The sequence below is a fragment of the Duganella fentianensis genome, from assembly GCF_009857835.1.
Classification (GTDB): Bacteria; Pseudomonadota; Gammaproteobacteria; order Burkholderiales; family Burkholderiaceae_D; genus Rugamonas; species Rugamonas fentianensis.
Genome location: NZ_WWCL01000002.1, coordinates 436,990 through 454,594, shown reverse-complemented (window position 1 = coordinate 454,594; position 17,605 = coordinate 436,990). Strand labels below are relative to the sequence as shown.

At 60.4% G+C, this 17,605-nt stretch carries 17 protein-coding genes and 4 tRNA genes; 4 read left to right on the top strand and 17 right to left on the bottom strand.

All coding sequences use genetic code 11. From position 1 onward, the window contains the following. Positions 1-86: 86 nt before the first annotated feature. Positions 87-1,388, bottom strand: coding sequence for a sigma-54 interaction domain-containing protein (locus tag GTP23_RS09955; protein ID WP_229256077.1), 1,302 nt, complete (start codon positions 1,386-1,388; stop codon positions 87-89). Positions 1,389-1,653: 265 nt separating this feature from the next. On the opposite strand from GTP23_RS09955, the gene GTP23_RS09950 reads away from it, so the two are divergent. Genes GTP23_RS09950 through GTP23_RS09935 form a run of 4 tightly spaced genes read left to right on the top strand, consistent with a single transcriptional unit; the run spans position 1,654 to position 5,815 of the window. Further along, positions 1,654-2,535, top strand: coding sequence for an MBL fold metallo-hydrolase (locus GTP23_RS09950; RefSeq protein ID WP_161035011.1), 882 nt, complete (start codon positions 1,654-1,656; stop codon positions 2,533-2,535). Between the two features lie 20 nt (positions 2,536-2,555). After that, entirely contained in the window at positions 2,556-4,226 is a 1,671-nt protein-coding gene (locus GTP23_RS09945) for a bifunctional protein tyrosine phosphatase family protein/NAD(P)/FAD-dependent oxidoreductase (protein ID WP_161035010.1), read from the top strand. A gap of 25 nt (positions 4,227-4,251) precedes the next feature. Further along, complete coding sequence (locus tag GTP23_RS09940; protein WP_161035009.1) at positions 4,252-5,142, top strand: sulfite exporter TauE/SafE family protein; 891 nt, start codon at positions 4,252-4,254, stop codon at positions 5,140-5,142. A gap of 46 nt (positions 5,143-5,188) precedes the next feature. Continuing rightward, positions 5,189-5,815 carry a class I SAM-dependent methyltransferase gene (locus GTP23_RS09935; RefSeq protein ID WP_161035008.1) on the top strand — a complete coding sequence of 209 codons (627 nt, stop codon included), beginning with the start codon at positions 5,189-5,191 and terminating at the stop codon, positions 5,813-5,815. On the opposite strand, the gene GTP23_RS09930 is transcribed toward GTP23_RS09935, so the two are convergent. The 16 genes from GTP23_RS09930 to lepA all read right to left on the bottom strand — a co-directional run bounded on the left by GTP23_RS09930 (position 5,812) and on the right by lepA (position 17,593). Continuing rightward, entirely contained in the window at positions 5,812-6,114 is a 303-nt protein-coding gene (locus GTP23_RS09930; RefSeq protein WP_161035007.1) for a YciI family protein, read from the bottom strand. The genes GTP23_RS09935 and GTP23_RS09930 overlap by 4 nt on opposite strands. 277 nt (positions 6,115-6,391) lie before the next feature. Continuing rightward, on the bottom strand, positions 6,392-6,985 hold the full coding sequence (locus tag GTP23_RS09925) for a hypothetical protein (RefSeq protein ID WP_161035006.1): 594 nt from the start codon (positions 6,983-6,985) through the stop codon (positions 6,392-6,394). A 484-nt stretch (positions 6,986-7,469) separates the two neighbouring features. Then, positions 7,470-7,543: transfer RNA gene (locus tag GTP23_RS09920), tRNA-Cys, on the bottom strand. 52 nt (positions 7,544-7,595) lie between these two features. Continuing rightward, positions 7,596-7,671 (bottom strand) — tRNA-Gly (locus tag GTP23_RS09915). 47 nt (positions 7,672-7,718) lie between these two features. After that, positions 7,719-7,794: transfer RNA gene (locus GTP23_RS09910), tRNA-Gly, on the bottom strand. A 62-nt stretch (positions 7,795-7,856) separates the two neighbouring features. Then, positions 7,857-7,932: transfer RNA gene (locus GTP23_RS09905), tRNA-Gly, on the bottom strand. A 117-nt stretch (positions 7,933-8,049) separates the two neighbouring features. Continuing rightward, positions 8,050-8,631, bottom strand: coding sequence for a CDP-diacylglycerol--glycerol-3-phosphate 3-phosphatidyltransferase (pgsA, locus tag GTP23_RS09900; RefSeq protein WP_161035005.1), 582 nt, complete (start codon positions 8,629-8,631; stop codon positions 8,050-8,052). A 99-nt stretch (positions 8,632-8,730) separates the two neighbouring features. After that, positions 8,731-10,593 (bottom strand): excinuclease ABC subunit UvrC, encoded by a 1,863-nt coding sequence (gene uvrC, locus GTP23_RS09895; RefSeq protein WP_161035004.1) that lies wholly within the window; start codon positions 10,591-10,593, stop codon positions 8,731-8,733. 39 nt (positions 10,594-10,632) lie between these two features. Beyond that, on the bottom strand, positions 10,633-11,028 hold the full coding sequence (acpS, locus tag GTP23_RS09890) for a holo-ACP synthase (RefSeq protein ID WP_161035003.1): 396 nt from the start codon (positions 11,026-11,028) through the stop codon (positions 10,633-10,635). Then, the gene (gene pdxJ / locus GTP23_RS09885) at positions 11,025-11,786 is read right to left on the bottom strand and encodes a pyridoxine 5'-phosphate synthase (protein ID WP_161035002.1); all 762 of its coding nucleotides are present in this window, start codon (positions 11,784-11,786) and stop codon (positions 11,025-11,027) included. Before pdxJ ends, acpS begins: the two co-directional genes overlap by 4 nt. 21 nt (positions 11,787-11,807) lie before the next feature. After that, positions 11,808-12,713 (bottom strand): DNA repair protein RecO, encoded by a 906-nt coding sequence (recO, locus tag GTP23_RS09880; RefSeq protein ID WP_161035001.1) that lies wholly within the window; start codon positions 12,711-12,713, stop codon positions 11,808-11,810. Between the two features lie 10 nt (positions 12,714-12,723). Further along, positions 12,724-13,623 (bottom strand): GTPase Era, encoded by a 900-nt coding sequence (gene era, locus GTP23_RS09875; protein ID WP_155435128.1) that lies wholly within the window; start codon positions 13,621-13,623, stop codon positions 12,724-12,726. A 9-nt stretch (positions 13,624-13,632) separates the two neighbouring features. Continuing rightward, positions 13,633-14,451: a ribonuclease III gene (gene rnc, locus GTP23_RS09870; protein ID WP_161035000.1), complete on the bottom strand. Its 819-nt coding sequence runs from the start codon at positions 14,449-14,451 to the stop codon at positions 13,633-13,635. Positions 14,452-14,480: 29 nt separating this feature from the next. Continuing rightward, entirely contained in the window at positions 14,481-14,864 is a 384-nt protein-coding gene (locus GTP23_RS09865; RefSeq protein WP_161034999.1) for a DUF4845 domain-containing protein, read from the bottom strand. 21 nt (positions 14,865-14,885) lie between these two features. Further along, complete coding sequence (gene lepB / locus GTP23_RS09860) at positions 14,886-15,803, bottom strand: signal peptidase I (protein WP_161034998.1); 918 nt, start codon at positions 15,801-15,803, stop codon at positions 14,886-14,888. Next, complete coding sequence (gene lepA / locus GTP23_RS09855; RefSeq protein ID WP_155435124.1) at positions 15,800-17,593, bottom strand: translation elongation factor 4; 1,794 nt, start codon at positions 17,591-17,593, stop codon at positions 15,800-15,802. Before lepA ends, lepB begins: the two co-directional genes overlap by 4 nt. Positions 17,594-17,605 lie beyond the last annotated feature (12 nt).

The window sequence follows — 17,605 nt, the reverse complement described above, 5'->3', positions numbered from 1 at the left end:
GATCAAATACTTAGGCCAAACTGACATACTGCCAAGCACTGCCATGGCAGTGTTTTACTGCCAGCATGACAGTGTGGCAGCAGCTGTCAGTCCAGCCCCAGCTCCTTGAGCTTGCGGTACAGCGTACGTTCGCTCAGGCCCAGCGTGGCCGCCAGTTCCTTGCGCGTGCCCTGGAAGCTGGCATGCAGTTCGGCCAGCGTGGTTCCGGCCGCCTGCACACTGATGCGGCTGCTGGCAGTACGCGCCACGCCCAGCGCAGGCAGGTGCTCGACGCGGATCACGCCGTCGTCCGCAAACAGGCTGGCCCGTTCCAGCACATTGCGCAGTTCGCGCACATTGCCATGCCAGCTGCCACGCTGCAGCATGGCCATGGCGCTATCGGCCACGCTCAGCTTGCGCTTGGCATAGCTGTTACGCTGCAGGATGGAATTGACCAGCAGCGGGATATCGTCGCTGCGCTCGCGCAGCGGCGGCAGCACAATGGGAAATGCGTTGATGCGGTAGTACAGGTCCTGACGGAATTCGCCCTTTTCCACCATGCTTTCCAGCGGCTTGTGGGTGGCCGCAACCAGACGGAAATTGGCATACTGGGTTTCCACGCTACCCACCCGGCGGTAGGTGCCGGACTCGATCAGGCGCAGCAGCTTGACCTGCATGGCCAGCGGCACATCGCCTATCTCGTCGAGGAATAGCGTGCCGCCTTGCGCCGTCTCTACCAGCCCCGCCTTGCGCGCGATGGCGCCCGTGAAAGCGCCCTTCTCGTGGCCGAACAACTCGCTTTCGAACAGGGTCTCCGTCAGCCCCGAACAGTCCACCACCACGAAGGGCCCCGCTTCGCGCTCGCTGTTCTCGTGCACGGCGCGGGCAAACAGTTCCTTGCCCGTACCTGATTCGCCCAGCAGCAGCACGGGCAGCATGGAGGGCGCCACCCGCCGCATGGCCGCCAGCGCCTGATTGAATGCGGCCGAACGCCCCACCAGCCCTTCCCCGCTAGGCTTGGCGGACGCGCTGCGCACCACTTCCAGCCGTTCCACATAGGCCGTAATGGCACCGGCCGCATCGAAGATGGGCCGCAGTTCGACGGCCACGTGCTCGGGCCCGCGCGGCGTGTGGTGGATGTGCAGGATGCGGTCCGGGCCGCGCAGCTCCTGCGCCCGCTTCATGGGACAGTGTTCGCCCGCCTGATCGCAGGGCAGATCGTAGTGGTGCGAGACGCGGTAGCACTTGTGACCGACGATGGCCTGATCGCCATGGCCGAACTGGCGCTGATAGGCGATGTTCGCCGCCAGAATGTTGTAGTCGGGATCGAGCACGATCATGGGATGGGCTTCGTGCTCGAGGAAGGATATCAGCGTCTGCACGGCCGGCCGCGATGGCAAGGCCGGCATGAAGGGGATAGGGGTGGTAGGCATGGTATCTCCGGTTCAGCTTGCTATGCTGCCGCAGCACTGCCAAAGCGTCAAGTGGCAGTGCCAATTACTGCCAAATTCCTGCCATAAGTGGCACTGCCAGCCACACTCCCCACGAGCAGCGAATTTTTTCCCGAATCAAATCAATCACTTGCAAATAAAAATTGCTCTAGATCAAATCTGGCACAGCTTTTGCTGTGTATCACGGTGCAAGCGCCACTGTGAGCGCCACGAGGAGAAAATAATGACTGTTACGCCATTACATGTCGAAGGCTTTTTCGACGCCGCCACCAGCACGGTCAGCTATCTGGTGCTTGACCCTGCTACCCGCGCCTGCGCCCTGATCGACAGCGTCCTCGATTACGATCCCAAGTCCGGCCGTACCAGCACCACCTCGGCCGACCAGCTGATCGCCCGCGTGGCCGAACTGGGCGCCAGCGTCGCATGGATACTGGAAACCCATGTCCACGCCGACCACCTGACGGCAGCCCCCTATCTGAAAGACAAACTGGGCGGCAAGATCGGCATCGGCCAGCACATCACCACGGTGCAGCGCGTGTTTGGCGGCCTGTTCAACGCGGAGCCGGAAATGGCGCGCGATGGCAGCCAGTTCGACCATCTGTTCAGCGATAACGAAGAATTCCACATCGGCACTCTGAGCTGCCGCGCCATGCACACCCCTGGCCACACGCCCGCCTGCATGACCTATGTGGTCAGCAACGAGAGCCAGAGCGCTGCCTTCGTCGGCGACACCCTGTTCATGCCGGACTTCGGCACGGCCCGCTGCGACTTCCCCGGCGGCGATGCGCGCACGCTGTTCCGCTCCATCAACCGGGTACTGAGCCTGCCCGAGGATACCGTGCTCTACATGTGCCACGACTACCAGCCGGGCGGACGCGAACTGCGCTATGTGAGCAGCGTGGCCGAAGAACGCCAGTCCAACATCCATGTGCGCAATGGCATCAGCGAGGAAGAATTTGTCTCCATGCGCTGCAAGCGCGATGCCACGCTGGACATGCCGGTACTGCTGCTGCCTTCCGTCCAGATCAATATGCGCGCCGGCCACCTGCCGCCCGCCGAAGCCAATGGCACCCGCTACATCAAGATCCCGCTCAACGCCGTTTAAAACAATAACGAGGAACTGCCATGGAATTGCACACCCTGAGCGCCGAATTATCCGTCGCGCCCCAGATCCTGCCGGAGGATATGGTCCGCATCCGCGCCGCCGGTTTCCAGTCCATCATCTGCAACCGTCCCGATGGCGAAGCCGGCGACCAGCCCCTGTTTGCCGAAATCGAGCGGGCCGCACAGGCACTGGGGCTGCGCACTTACTACCTGCCCGCCGTGTCGGGCAAGGTGACGGACGAGCAGGGCCAGCTATTCGGTCAGCTGATGGCCGAACTACCCAAGCCCGTGCTGGCCTACTGCCGCACCGGCATGCGTTCCACCACCATGTGGGCACTGGCCGAAGCGCGCCATAAATCGCTGCCCGAGATCGTCGCCGTAGCGCAGCGCGCCGGCTACGACATGAAAGGCGTGGTCCGCCGCATCATCAATCAGGGCCGCACTCCCCTCGACGATGTGGAAGTGGCGCATGCCGTGGTCATCATCGGCGGCGGTGCTGCCGGCATTGCCACCGCATCGAGCCTGCTGGCGCGCGATCCCGAGCTGGACATCGCCATCATCGATCCGGCCGATGTGCACTACTACCAGCCCGGCTGGACGCTGGTGGGCGGCGGCGTATTCGATGCGGCCACCACCGCCCATACCATGGCGGCCACCATCCCGCGCGGCGTCAACTGGATCAAGGCGGCCGTCGCTGCCTTCGAGCCGGAACGCAATGCCCTGATACTCGACGGCTGCCGCGTCGTCAAATACCAGCAACTGGTGGTCTGCCCCGGACTCAAGCTGGACTGGCACGCCATCGAAGGCCTGTCGGATACGCTGGGCCGTAACGGCGTGACTTCCAACTACCTTTACCATCTGGCCCCCTACACGTGGAAGCTGGTCAATGAACTCGGTAAAGGCCGTGCCATCTTCACCCAGCCGCCCATGCCCATCAAGTGCGCGGGGGCGCCGCAGAAGGCCATGTATCTGTCGGCCGACCAGTGGAAACGCAGCGGCGCGCTGAACACCATCGACATCGAATTCTGCAGCGCCGGTGTCGCCCTGTTCGGCGTAGCCGACTATGTGCCGGCGCTGATGGAATACGTGAAGGCTTACGGCATCGAGCTCCATTTCGGCAATACGCTGGTGCGCGTCAATGGCCCGGCCAAGATCGCCACCTTCCGCCACATCGGCGCTAACGGCAAGGAAGAACTGATAGACCGCCCGTTCGACATCCTGCATGTGGTACCGCCGCAAGTGCCGCCCGACTTCATCCGTGTCAGCCCGCTGGCCGACGCAGCCGGATGGGTCGATGTCGATCCGGCTACGCTGCGCCACAAGACCTGGCCAAATATCTACGCGCTGGGCGACGTCGCCAATACGCCCAATGCCAAGACCGCCGCCGCTGCACGCAAGCAGGCACCCGTAGTGGCGCACAATCTGCTGGCCGCAATAGGCAAGCGCAATAGCAGCGCCCAGTACGATGGCTACGGCTCCTGCCCGCTGACGGTAGAACGGGGCAAAATCGTGCTGGCCGAATTCACCTACGGCGGCAAGCTGGCGCCTAGCTTCCCGCGCTGGTTCATCGATGGCACCCGCCCTTCGCGGCTGGCCTGGCTGCTGAAGGAACGCATCCTGCCGCCGCTGTACTGGAAAGGCATGCTGAAAGGCCGCGAGTGGCTGGCCAAACCGGAACTGGCCGACCTATGAGCGCGCGCTGGCGGGAGGGCAAGCGATGATGGTGGTCAGCCTGCTGGGCTTCACGGTCGGCATCATCCTGGCGCTGACCGGCGCCGGTGGCGGCATACTGGCCGTGCCGCTACTGGTGTTCGGTGCGGGCCTGAGCATGGCGCAAGCGGGGCCGATAGGCCTGCTGGCGGTAGCGCTGGCCGCTGCGCTGGGCGCCGTCATGGGCCTGAAGCAGGGAACGGTGCGCTACAAGGCTGCGCTGCTGATCGCCGGTGCCGGCATCCTGTGCTCGCCGCTGGGCCTGTGGCTGGCGCAGCGCACACCTAACCGGCCGCTCAGCATGGTGTTTGCTGCGGTGCTGCTATACGTGGCCTGGCGCGTCTACCAGCGCGCGAAAGCTGCTGCCGCTGGCAGCACAGCCTCCAGTGCTAACGCTGACCATGGCGCTAAAGTGGCTAACGCTGCCACTGGTGCGAATGCGGCCAACAGTAGCAGTAGCAGCGGCACGGGAAGTACAACGCAGGCTGCCCCACCCTGCCGGCTCGATATACAGCGCGGCAAGCTGAACTGGACCGCCCCCTGCGCGCGCGCACTGGCCATGTCCGGTCTGCTGGCGGGTGGTCTATCCGGTCTGCTTGGTGTGGGCGGCGGTTTCGTCATGGTGCCCGCCTTGCAGCGCTACACGGATCTGAACACCCAGTCCATCCTGTCCACTTCACTGGCCGTGATAGCGCTGGTATCGTTTTCCGGCGTCGCGGCCAGCGCTGCCACCGGCCACCTGCAGTGGGCCATAGCCCTGCCGTTTTCTGCCGGTGCACTGATCGGCATGACGAGCGGCCGGCTACTGGCCGCCAGACTGGCTGGCCCCGTTCTGCAGCAGGCATTTGCTCTGGTGTCAGCCGGCGTCGCCGTGGCATTATTCATACGGGCACTGTAATCGCCGCCGTGCCCCCTCTTTTCACGCCTACGCAGCAGGAGCCCGCATGAACCAGCCATCTGATACGCAAGCGCCAGCCGCCGTCTGGGATGCGCGTTACGCCAGCAGCGAATATGTGTTCGGCACCACGCCCAACGAATTTCTGCGCCAGCACGCCAGCGTCTGGGCGGCCGGCAGCCGCATCCTGTGCGTGGCCGATGGCGAAGGCCGCAACAGCGTCTGGCTGGCGCAGCAAGGCATGCAGGTGGAGGCCTTCGACATTTCTGCCGTCGGAGTAGAAAAGGCGCGCCAACTGGCCAGCAGCCAAGGTGTCACCGTGCAGTACGACGTGGCCGACTGCGACAGCTGGAGCTGGCCGCCAGCACGTTATGACGGCGTCGCCGCCATCTTCTTCCAGTTCGCCGATCCAGCCATGCGGGCCCGCATATTCCAGCACATACGGGACAGCCTGAAACCGGGCGGCATCCTGATCCTGCAAGGCTACACGCCCGGGCAGCTCGAATACAAAACCGGTGGCCCGCCCCAGCTCGATCGTCTGTACACGCGCGAACTGCTGACGCAAGCCTTTGCCGGCATGGATATCCTCGAACTGCGCGAGTACGAGGCCGAGCTCAGCGAAGGCGCCCGCCACACCGGCCGCTCCGCCCTGATCGGGCTGGTGGCGCGCGGCTAGGTGCGCAGGAGTTCCCTAATCTCAACCGAGCCGCCCGCCTCAAAAACCGGATTACCAGCCAAAAATTTTCTGGCTGCGTCCATATCTTCTGCCCGAATCCGGAGATAGCCGTTTAACGCGAGTGACGCTGCCGGATGGGCACCGTCCTGTTTGAAAACTGCGCCCTGCCCTATGGCGCTGCCGCCATCGAAATGTCCGGTCGATACCAGCTTGGTGACGTACTGCGCCCACCCATCATCATCATTCGCAAGCTCAGGATCCGGCGCATCATCGTGCATCAACAGAATGTACTCATTCATCCGAATTTCTCCTTCAAAGCTGGTTAGTTCAAACGTAACGATAAAAAGTGACAAATCCCACTGATATCAACGGCCAAAACGAACCGCACAAGAGTAGCACTGAATCGCCACGAGTTCTCTAGATACTCTCCTGCCTATTATTTAGGCCAATATGATCCACTTGGGTTCGCTAGACAGTTTTGAGGTTTAGTTTTCGACGTTCTTGGTTCGCATGGATTCTATGGAGCCTTTGAGGGCAAGAGTTCGGTCGCTTCAACTGTGGCCATATTCCTACCTTTTATTTATCGATACAACGGGATGCCGCATCCACGCTGCGGTAGTAATCTTGGATTCTTGAATCACTGTTCAAACGCGCTTTCAAACCAACGTCCACAACCTTAGGGCTATCATCCACATCGATCAAGAGATTCGTTTTCAGCGAAACACTGGAAAAATCGATTTCCTTTTCCTTCCAGCTGGACTCTGCAAGTACGTAACGCCGATACCGCATGCATCGACTTGGCTCTAACATCGCCGTATAAATCTCAGGTGATGCATTCTTAAAATCCACCACAATCGGCACTTCCGGAAAGCCGTAGTCAGAAAAAATGGTGGCGCTCCACTCAGGAAAATTGGATTTACCATCCTGCTTGGGTATCACGATGCTCGTGCCGGCGATGTGGCCGCCACTAAGATTAAACGCCAGCTCAGGTCCGCCTTTTACATATTGTGCAGTGCGTTGGACGACGACTACAGAACCGTCAACGAGCAAAACTTGCTCTTTCCAACGGTCGGTCTTTTCACCACTGCATCCGACAACGTTGCTAATGAACACAAGAGGCCAGAGCCATTTAAATATGGAGTACGGTTGGAGTTTTCTTAGACTGCTCATGTTCTTTGCACTTCATGCGAAAAAGTAGCGCTGATTTGATTGGACAAAGGCATGACCTAACGCTCTCTGGCCGCTCCTGCTACCGCTTTCTGGACGGGGGGGCACCAAGTAATCGATAACTGTGCGGCGGCCTTGGTGAATCTGGGCAGACACCTGCATCCCTGAAGCCGAAGGTGGTGCAATGCTGTCCGAGCAGCGTAGTTCTTGTCGGTCCAAGCGAACCAGGGCGCGCTACATTATCATTGCCGCGGTATTCCCTTCATCGGCCTGCATGCTCACTCCGGGCTGCACAGAGCTGCGGATAAACATGCCAACTCTCAGGTTATTTAACTGACAAATTCTAACTGGCATCAACGGCCAAAGCGAGCCGTTTCGAGGTGGCATTGTTACCAGCTCGAGGTAGCAATGAGGGAATTTCAGGCAAATCCAGCACGCCACGCAGCTAGCTACCTATGCGTAACTTGATGATATTATGGGGATTTTTTGGAGGCGAGGATCGGAGTCGAACCGACCTAGACGGCTTTGCAGGCCGCTGCATAACCGCTTTGCTACCTCGCCTGAGGTAATCTGACAGGAGTAACAGCGGGTTACGCACTGCTATCCGGAATTCTGGAGCGGGAGAAGAGTCTCGAACTCTCGACCTCAACCTTGGCAAGGTTGCGCTCTACCAACTGAGCTACTCCCGCGTAGGAGTTTGTACTACTTTTACTGCGCCATCCGTTTCCGGGGAAACTGGAGCGGGAGAAGAGTCTCGAACTCTCGACCTCAACCTTGGCAAGGTTGCGCTCTACCAACTGAGCTACTCCCGCATTGGAGTCCAACATTTTAGCACTCAGCTTTAAAACTTGCTAGTGCCACGTTATCGATGCTTTGGAGCGGGAGAAGAGTCTCGAACTCTCGACCTCAACCTTGGCAAGGTTGCGCTCTACCAACTGAGCTACTCCCGCGTCGTCGTCATCAACAACAGGCCAGCATTATAGAGGAACTACGCTGGCTGTCAATGGCAATCTTTTGTTTAAGCAAAAAGATGGAAAATCATTTAGCCCGTTTAGCCCGCCCTGCCCTTACAGCTGGCCGGACTTCTCCTTGATCAGCGGCCAGGCCAGACGCAGGTAGTAGAACATCGACCACACGGTCAGCACGGCAGCTACTTCCAGCAGGCGCGCGCCCCAGAACTGGCTATCGATGGCGCCCCACAGCACGTCATGGAACAGCAGCAGCGGAATCGCCATCATCTGCGCGGTGGTTTTGATTTTACCGATAGAGCTGACTGCTACCGACTTGGAAGCGCCGATCTGCGCCATCCATTCGCGCAGCGCGGAAATGGCGATCTCGCGGCCGATGATGATAAAGGACAGCACGGCATTGGCTCTATCGAGTTGCACCAGCACCAGCAAGGCGCCGGCCACCATCAGCTTGTCCGCCACTGGATCGAGGAAGGCACCGAAGGCCGAGGTCTGGTTCCAGCGCCGCGCCAGAAAGCCGTCAAACCAGTCCGTCACTGCCGCGACGATGAAGACCATGGTAGCGGCCAGATTCTGATCTGCCACCGGCAGCACCGTAGTGGGCAGATAGTAGACGCCGACTACCAGCGGAATCAGCGCCACGCGCAACCAGGTCAACAGGATCGGAATATTAAAAGGCATAAATAATCGGCTATCGTGAATTGGGCAATGCGCCGCTAGTCTACCTTGCTATGGCACATTAAACCAGCACACTGTAGAGACTGCGCATAGAGGCAGGCTTCAGTGTAACTGGCGGTAGATTTCCTCGGCCAGCGCCTGCGAGATGCCTTCCACCTGCTTCAGGTCCTCCACACTGGCATCCACCACGCCGCGCAAGCCGCCGAAGCGGGCCAGCAGGCGCTGGCGCCGCTTGGCGCCTATGCCCTCGATTTCCTCCAGACGCGAAGTCTGGCGCGTCTTGGCCCGCTTGGCGCGCATGCCCGTAATGGCGAAGCGGTGCGCCTCGTCGCGGATCTGCGCCACCAGCATCAGCGCAGCCGATTCCTTGCCCAGTTCCTGCGCCTCGCGGCCATCGACAAACATCAGCGTTTCCAGCCCCACGCGGCGGCCTTCGCCTTTAGCCACGCCGACGATCAGGCTGATATCCAGCCCCAGTTCGGCAAACACCTGACGCGCCATTTCGATCTGACCTTTGCCACCGTCGATCAGCACGACGTCCGGCATCACGCCATCGCCGTTCGCCACTTTTTCGTAGCGCCGCATCAGCGCCTGGCGCATGGCAGCGTAATCGTCGCCCGGCGTAATATCGTTGATGTTGTAGCGGCGGTACTCGCCGTTCTGCATCTGGTGGTGATGGAACACCACGCACGAAGCCTGCGTAGCTTCGCCCTGCGTGTGCGAGATGTCAAAGCACTCGATGCGCAGCGTGTCGATATCTTCCGGCTCCAGCGACAGCGCCTCCACCAGTGCGCGCGTGCGCGACTGCTGCGAGCCCTGCTCCGACAGCAAGCGCGCCAGCGAAATCTCGGCGCCCTTCTGCGCCAGCTCCAGCCATTTGCGGCGCTGGTCCTGCGGCTGGAACACCAGATGGATGCGGTGGCCGCACTGCTCCTGCAGCGCCAGCATCAGCGCCGGCTGGTCGAATTCGATATTGAGGATCAGCGTACCGGGAATGAACTTCTCGGTGTAATGCTGGACCAGGAAAGCGGCCAGCACTTCCACTTCCAGCGGCTGATCGGCAATCGCTGCCGCATCACCGATATGGTTGGGGAAGTAGGCGCGGTCACCCAGATGGCGCCCGCCCCGTACCATGGCCAGATTGACGCAGGCGCGGCCGCCCTGCACCAGCACGGCCAGAATATCCACATCGGCATCGCCCGTGGTTTCCATGCTCTGCTGGTGCAGTACGCGCGACAGCGACTGGATCTGGTTACGCACGGTGGCCGCCTGCTCGAACTTCAGCTCGGCAGCATAAGCGTGCATCTTCTTTTCCAGCTCGTCGAGTATCTCGGTCTGGCGCCCGCGCAGGAAGCGCGCCGCATTGTCGACGTCGGCCTGATAGTCTTCCTTGCTGATCAGGTCCACACAGGGGCCGCTGCAGCGGCCGATCTGGTTGAGCAGACAGGGCCGCGTGCGGTTGCTGTACACGCTGTCTTCGCAGGTGCGCAGGCGGAATACCTTCTGCAATATCTGCATGGATTCCTTGACGGCCCACGAACTGGGGAAAGGCCCGAAATACTGGCTCTTGCGATCCACTGCGCCACGGTAGTACACCATGCGCGGCGCCTCGCCGCCCGTGATCTTCAGATACGGGTAGGATTTATCGTCGCGGAACAGGATATTGAAGCGGGGGCTGAGCGCCTTGATCAGGTTATTTTCAAGGATCAGCGCTTCCGCCTCGCTATGGGTGACGGTGGTTTCCAGCCTGGCGATGCGCTCCACCATCATGGCGATGCGCGGGCTGCTCAGGTTCTTCTGGAAGTAGCTCGACACGCGCTTCTTCAGATCGCGCGCCTTGCCCACATACAGCACCTTGTCTTCCGCATCGAAATAGCGGTACACGCCCGGCAGATTGGGCAGCCTTGCCACTGTGGCCAGCACCTGTGCACGCGCATCAGGCGCGCTATCTTCCACTTCACTCATCTAGAATTCACCACACTCAAACCACCCACCGCACGCCGCTCATGCGGCCTGCTCGACGATCACAAAAGCCACCGCATACTCTTCTTCATCACTGATCGTCACCTGTGCCGACAGTCTATGCTGCTGCATGAATTCCTGCAGCGCGCCACTACAGACGATCACCGGCTTGCCGCTGGGAGCATTCAGCATCTGTGCCGCCGTCCACGTCATCGGCATGCGCATGCCCAGCCCTATGGCCTTGGAAAACGCTTCCTTGGCGGCGAAACGGGTAGCCACAAACCGCACCCCGCGTGACGCGCTTCTGGCTTTACGAGCCAGATACTTTTCCATCTCCTGCGGCCCCAGTATCTTGCGTGCAAAGCGGTCGCCATAGCGCGCCAGCGACGCTTCTATGCGCGGTATCTTGCAGATATCGGTGCCTATGCCGTAAATCATGCGCGCGTGCCCAGACGGGTGGCCAGCATGATGGCCTTCATTTCGCGCACGGCGTTTTCCCAGCCCACAAACACGGCATGGCCGACGATGGCATGGCCGATATTCAGCTCGGCGATTTCAGGGATGGCGGCTATCGCCTGCACATTGGTGTAATGCAGACCGTGACCGGCATTCACTTTCAGGCCTTTGGCCACGCCATACAGCGCGCCGCGCTTGATGCGCTCCAGCTCCGCCGCCTGCTCGGCGCCTGCCGTATCAGCATAGCGGCCTGTGTGCAGTTCGATCACGGGCGCGCCAATGGCGGCCGTGGCATCCATCTGCGCTTCATCCGCATCGATGAACAGGCTGACGCGTATGCCTTCGGCCTGCAGCTGCTTGACGGCCGCTTCCACCGCCTTGTAATGGGTCACCACATCAAGCCCGCCTTCGGTGGTGACTTCGGTGCGCTTTTCCGGCACCAGACAGACATCGGCCGGCTTGATGCGGCAGGCGAAATCGATCATTTCCTGCGTTACGGCCGCTTCCAGATTCATGCGCGTCAGCAGTTGCGGCGCCAGCGCGATCACGTCGGCATCCTTGATATGGCGGCGGTCTTCGCGCAGGTGCAGCGTGATGCAGTCAGCCCCGGCCTGCTCGGCCAGCAACGCAGCGCGGATGGGATCGGGATAGCTGGTGCCGCGCGCATTGCGCAGCGTGGCGACGTGGTCGATGTTCACGCCGAGGTCGATGATGGTGCCTACAGGTTGCAGAAAGCTCATGGTGGATACCGTTTATCTGGTTTATAACTGCAGCAGGTCGATCAGGATCTGCCGCGTATTCAGCGGTGCGCCGCCCAGATGGTGGGCCAGCAGGAACCGCATTAACTGTTTGCTCTGGGACTGCGTGGCGCCGTCCTGATAATCTTCACGCTCCATGTCGAGCAGGGTCTTACCCGCCACGCCAGGCCAGATATCGGCGGCGCGCTGTGGCCGCGGGCCCCGTTCGGGATCGACCACATACACCACCTCGGCCTGCACCGTGCTGCGGGTATCGGTACAACGGGTCAGATCTGCGGCCACCCCCGTCTCTTTCAATAGCGCGCGCTCGAATTTGCGCAGCACGATGGTGGGCGGTTCATTATGCGCCAGCTGGTTGAGGGTAGCCACGTAATGGTCGAACAGGGCCGGATGGGCATCATCGCGCGCCAGCAGTTTGACCAGCAGTTCGTTCAGATAGAAGCCGCACAGCAGCGCGGTCTTTTCCAGCGGCAGCATGCCGCCTACCCACTCGGCATCGGTCAGCGTGCGTAGTTCCGATTTACCTACCCAGCTGGAGGACAGCGGCTGGAAGGTCTGCAGCACGCCGCGCAGCTGGGAATGGGGCCGTTTGGCGCCCTTGGCGATCAGCGCCACGCGGCCATAATCGCGCGTGAACAGATCGATGATCAGGCTGGTTTCTTTGTAGGGATAGCTATGCAGCACAAAGGCTGGCTGGCCGGCCACCTTGGTGCCGACCGTACGCTCGCGCGCGGGCGCGCGGGCCGGCTTTCTGGCTGCAGGAACTGCGGCGGCGGCCGGAACTGCTGCAGCGGCAGCATGGGCGGCATAAGCCGCAGCGCTCTCGGCCACCTGCTCACGCTGTGCCACTGCCGGCGCCGCGCTGGCGCCAGCCGCTGTATCGTCGGCCTCGAGCGTGATGTTGGACATCGTCCCTCTGTTATTCGTAGCCGTAGGCGCGCAGCCCTGCTTCGTTGTCGGCCCAGCCGGATTTGACCTTGACCCAGATTTCCAGATACACGGGGCCGCCAAACAGCTTTTCCATGTCCAGACGGGCTTGCGTCGAAACCTCTTTCAGACGGGCGCCCTTGTTACCGATGATCATGGACTTGTGGGTATCGCGCTCGACCAGAATCGCGGCGAACACGCGGCGCAGATCACCCTCCTGCTCGAATTTTTCGATCATCACCGTGCTGGTGTAAGGCAGCTCGTCGCCGACGAAGCGGAACAGCTTCTCGCGCACGATTTCCGAAGCGAGGAATTTCTCGCTGCGGTCAGTGATATCGTCCGGTCCGAAGATAGGCTCGTTCTCAGGCAGGAAGCGCTTGATTTCCTTTTCCAGCCCATCGAGCTGGAAGCGCAGCTTGGCCGACACCGGCACGATGGCGGCGAAGTTGAACTTGGCCGCCACCTGCTGGGCGAACGGCAGCAGCACGGCCTTGTCTTTCACGCGGTCGGCCTTGTTAATCACCAGCAGCACCGGCACTTCGGTCGGCAGCAGATCGAGCACCTGCTGGTCGGCCGGGCCGAAGGTGCCGGCTTCGATCACGAACAGAATTAGGTCCGACGAGATCAGGGTATTGGTGACGGTCTTGTTGAGCGTCTTGTTCAGCGCATTGGCGTGACGGGTCTGGAAGCCCGGCGTATCGACGTAGATCAGCTGGGCATCGTCATAGGTCTGGATGCCGGTAATGCGGTGACGCGTGGTCTGCGCCTTGCGCGAAGTGATGCTGACCTTGGCGCCGATCAGGGTGTTCATCAGGGTCGATTTGCCCACATTGGGGCGGCCCACGATGGCGATATAGCCGCAGCGGAACGGAGCGTTGGTGTCGGTAGTCATAATGCCTCTTTACTTGTTGGCCGCTTTGGTGGTGCCTGCCGGTGCTGGGCCAGACGCGGGCGAGCTCGGTTCGCTCGACTGCACGGTGGCAATACCGGCCAGCTTGAGCTGGGCAGCGCGGGGCTTGGCCTTGCGCGCAGCGCCCGGGGTTTTCACCAGTGCCTGTTCGGCCACTTCCAGCGCCAGCTTGGCCGCAGCCTGTTCACCGGCACGACGGCTACCGCCGCGGCCAAATACCTGTATGCCCAGCTTGGGCACCAGACATTCGATTTCGAATTCCTGGCTGTGCGCGGCGCCATGGGTGGCCACCACGTTGTACAGCGGCAGGGAGATTTTTTTACTTTGCAGGAATTCCTGCAGCAGCGTCTTGGCATCCTTGCCCAGCGTCTGCGGGTCCACCGTATCGAGGATGGGGATGTAGAACGCGCGGATCACATCGCGTGCCGGGTTGAAGCCGCCATCGAGGAAGATGGCGCCCAGCAGCGCTTCCAGCGTATCGGCCAGTATCGACGGACGGCGGAAGCCGCCCGATTTGAGTTCGCCTTCACCGAGGCGCAGGAACTGCGACAGTTCCAGCTTCTGGGCGATTTCGAACAGTGATTGCTGCTTGACGAGGTTGGCGCGCAGGCGCGACAGATCGCCCTCGTCGATCTGCACATAGCGTTCATACAGGATGGACGCCACCACGCAGTTCAGCACCGAGTCGCCCAGAAACTCCAGCCGCTCGTTGTGCAAACTGCTATGGCTACGGTGCGTCAAGGCTTGCTGTAACAGCCCAGCATCCTGGAACGTGTAGCCTAGACGGGTTTGCAGTAACTGGAGATTCATTATGTGATTGGTCGGTTTTCTAATACGGTTTATTGGTCGGCTTTGGGCATGCCATTCTTGGCAGTACTGCCCTCGTATTCGAGCAGCAGGCTGGCCGGTCCGATCAGGGGAATTTTCTTCTCGTAGGCGAAGCTGATTTCCGTCTCGCCGTTTTCGCCGCGGCTGATGATCAGATCCTTGCCGTTGATGGCGCTGATGTAGCCCACGGTGGCGCTGGCATCGAAGGCTTTCTGCATCTGCAGCACCGTGCCACCGCCCGCCTTGGCGCTGACGATGGCATTCTGGATGGCGCGATATTCAGTGTAGGTGGGCACGATTTTCAGTGCCAGCACGGCGACAAAGCCGCCCACGGCCAGCAACACGATGAGCCCGACCAGTGAGATACCCTGCTGCCGCTGCTTCCCTGTGTGCATGACCGTTCCTTTCACCACAGCTTAGTGGATGGTGCCGATACGGCGCCAGTTACCGAGATTGAGCCAGACGAAGAATGCCTTGCCGACGATGTTCTTGTCCGGCACAAAGCCCCAGTAGCGGCTGTCCGCACTATTGTCGCGGTTATCGCCCATCATGAAGTAATTACCGGCTGGCACAACGCAAGTAAAGCCTTCATAACGGTAGGTGCAATTCTCGCTGTACGGGAACTGTTTCACGCCTTCCAGATTCAGCGTCGGAGCCGCTTCGTTATTCAGGATGCGGTGGCTCACGCCCGTCAGATTCTCCGTGTACTGCTTGTTGTACACCAGATGTTCGTCGTCCAGATAATCGTCCAGCGCAGTGTACTTCACTTCCACACCGTTCACGGTTAAGCGCTTGTTTTCATAGGTAATTTTATCACCGGGCACGCCGATCACACGTTTGATGTAATCCTGGCTCATATCCTGTGGATATTTGAACACCATTACATCGCCGCGCTGGGGATCGTTGATCTGGATGATTTTCTGGTTGATCACGGGCAGACGTATGCCGTAAGTGAACTTATTGACCAGTATCAGATCGCCTACCAGCAGGGTCGGCACCATCGACGAGGATGGAATCTTGAACGGCTCATACAGGAAGGAGCGCAGGAAGAACACCAGTGCGATCACGGGGAAGAAGCTGCCCGAGTACTCGATCCACGTGGGCTGGCGCAGCAGGCCTGCTTCGATGGCGGCGCGGTTGCCCTGATTGTCCACCTTGATGCCGTCGGCCGTCAGCTTGGCGTTGCGGGCGTCGTAATCGGCCAGCGCGCGGTCGGCCGCAGCGCGGCGCTGCTTGGCCAGATAGAACACATCGAGGAACCAGATCACGCCCGTCACCACCATCAGGATGAACAGGATTAAAGCGAAATTGCCCAGAATCACTTGCAGGTTCATTTCTCTTCCACTTGTAAAATTGCCAGGAAGGCTTCTTGTGGAATTTCCACCGAGCCCACTTGCTTCATACGTTTCTTACCGGCCTTCTGCTTCTCCAGCAGTTTTTTCTTACGGCTCACGTCACCACCGTAGCACTTGGCCAGCACGTTCTTGCGCAGCGCCTTGACGTTTTCACGCGAAATCACGGTGGCGCCGATGGCCGCCTGAATCGCTACGTCGAACATCTGGCGCGGAATCAGTTCGCGCATCTTGGCCGCCACCTGACGGCCGCGGTAGGCACTGTTGGAACGGTGCACGATGATGGCCAGCGCATCGACTTTTTCGCTGTTGATCAGCATGTCGACCTTGACCACGTCCGAAGAACGGTATTCCTTGAACTCGTAATCCATCGAAGCGTAACCGCGCGAAGTCGATTTGAGCTTGTCGAAGAAGTCCAGCACGATCTCGCCCATAGGCATTTCATACACCAGCTTGACCTGACGGCCGTGGTAGCTCATGTCCATCTGCACACCGCGCTTGCCGATACACAGGGTGATCACCGAGCCGACGTATTCCTGCGGCATGTACAGATTGACGGTGACGATAGGTTCGCGGATATCGGCGATCTTCGATGGTTCCGGCATGCGCGAAGGGTTATCCACCTTCAGGATGCTGCCGTCACGCATTTCCACTTCGTACACCACGGTCGGCGCCGTGGTGATCAGGTCCATATCGAATTCGCGTTCCAGACGTTCCTGCACGATTTCCATGTGCAGCAGACCGAGGAAGCCGCAACGGAAGCCGAAGCCCAGCGCCTGCGATACTTCCGGCTCGTACATCAGGGCCGCGTCATTGAGTTTCAGCTTTTCCAGCGAGTCGCGCAGCGCGTCGTACTGGTTGGCTTCGACCGGGAACAGACCGGCAAACACCTGCGGCTGCACTTCCTTGAAGCCGGGTAGCGGTTCCGGTGCCGGACGGCTGGCCAGCGTGACGGTATCGCCCACTTTGGCGGCCTTCAGTTCCTTGATACCGGCGATGATGAAGCCCACCTGACCGGCCGACAGCTGCGGCAGCGAGACGGAACGGGGCGCGAACACGCCGATGTCTTCCACCAGCTGCACCGAGTCGGTGGCCATCAGCTTGATCTTGTCTTTCGGACGCAGAGTACCGTTGACCACACGCACCAGCATCACCACGCCCACGTAGGCGTCATACCACGAGTCGACGATCAGGGCCTGCAGCGGCGCATCGGGATCGCCTTTCGGTGGCGGTACTTTGGCGATGATGGATTCCAGCACATCATCCACGCCCAGACCCGTTTTGGCCGAGCAGTGCACGGCGTCACCGGCTTCGATCCCGATCACGTCTTCGATTTCCGCAATCGCGCTCGGCGGGTCGGCATTCGGCAGGTCGATCTTGTTCAGCACAGGCACCACTTCCACGCCCAGATCGAGCGCCGTGTAGCAGTTGGCCACGGTCTGCGCTTCCACGCCCTGCGAGGCATCCACCACCAGCAGCGCGCCTTCGCAGGCCGACAGCGAGCGCGAGACTTCGTAGGAGAAGTCGACGTGGCCTGGGGTATCGATCAGGTTCAGGTTGTACACCTTGCCATCGCGCGCCTTGTACTGCAGGGCAGCTGTCTGCGCCTTGATGGTAATGCCGCGCTCGCGCTCCAGATCCATAGAATCGAGCACCTGCGCCTCCATCTCGCGCTCGGACAGACCGCCGCACAGTTGGATGATGCGGTCGGCCAGGGTCGATTTACCGTGGTCGATGTGGGCGATGATGGAGAAATTGCGTATGTTATTCATTAACAAATGGCC

Coding starts and splice junctions, on each gene's coding strand:
- pdxJ (WP_161035002.1), bottom strand. CDS start 11,786: ATGAGCTTTCTGCAACCTGTAGGCACCATCATCGACCTCGGCGTGAAC.
- uvrC (WP_161035004.1), bottom strand. CDS start 10,593: ATGAGTGAAGTGGAAGATAGCGCGCCTGATGCGCGTGCACAGGTGCTG.
- acpS (WP_161035003.1), bottom strand. CDS start 11,028: ATGATTTACGGCATAGGCACCGATATCTGCAAGATACCGCGCATAGAA.
- GTP23_RS09940 (WP_161035009.1), top strand. CDS start 4,252: ATGATGGTGGTCAGCCTGCTGGGCTTCACGGTCGGCATCATCCTGGCG.
- GTP23_RS09935 (WP_161035008.1), top strand. CDS start 5,189: ATGAACCAGCCATCTGATACGCAAGCGCCAGCCGCCGTCTGGGATGCG.
- lepB (WP_161034998.1), bottom strand. CDS start 15,803: ATGAACCTGCAAGTGATTCTGGGCAATTTCGCTTTAATCCTGTTCATC.
- GTP23_RS09925 (WP_161035006.1), bottom strand. CDS start 6,985: ATGAGCAGTCTAAGAAAACTCCAACCGTACTCCATATTTAAATGGCTC.
- rnc (WP_161035000.1), bottom strand. CDS start 14,451: ATGAATCTCCAGTTACTGCAAACCCGTCTAGGCTACACGTTCCAGGAT.
- GTP23_RS09955 (WP_229256077.1), bottom strand. CDS start 1,388: ATGCCGGCCTTGCCATCGCGGCCGGCCGTGCAGACGCTGATATCCTTC.
- GTP23_RS09950 (WP_161035011.1), top strand. CDS start 1,654: ATGACTGTTACGCCATTACATGTCGAAGGCTTTTTCGACGCCGCCACC.
- GTP23_RS09945 (WP_161035010.1), top strand. CDS start 2,556: ATGGAATTGCACACCCTGAGCGCCGAATTATCCGTCGCGCCCCAGATC.
- GTP23_RS09930 (WP_161035007.1), bottom strand. CDS start 6,114: ATGAATGAGTACATTCTGTTGATGCACGATGATGCGCCGGATCCTGAG.
- era (WP_155435128.1), bottom strand. CDS start 13,623: ATGACTACCGACACCAACGCTCCGTTCCGCTGCGGCTATATCGCCATC.
- recO (WP_161035001.1), bottom strand. CDS start 12,713: ATGTCCAACATCACGCTCGAGGCCGACGATACAGCGGCTGGCGCCAGC.
- pgsA (WP_161035005.1), bottom strand. CDS start 8,631: ATGCCTTTTAATATTCCGATCCTGTTGACCTGGTTGCGCGTGGCGCTG.
- lepA (WP_155435124.1), bottom strand. CDS start 17,593: ATGAATAACATACGCAATTTCTCCATCATCGCCCACATCGACCACGGT.
- GTP23_RS09865 (WP_161034999.1), bottom strand. CDS start 14,864: ATGCACACAGGGAAGCAGCGGCAGCAGGGTATCTCACTGGTCGGGCTC.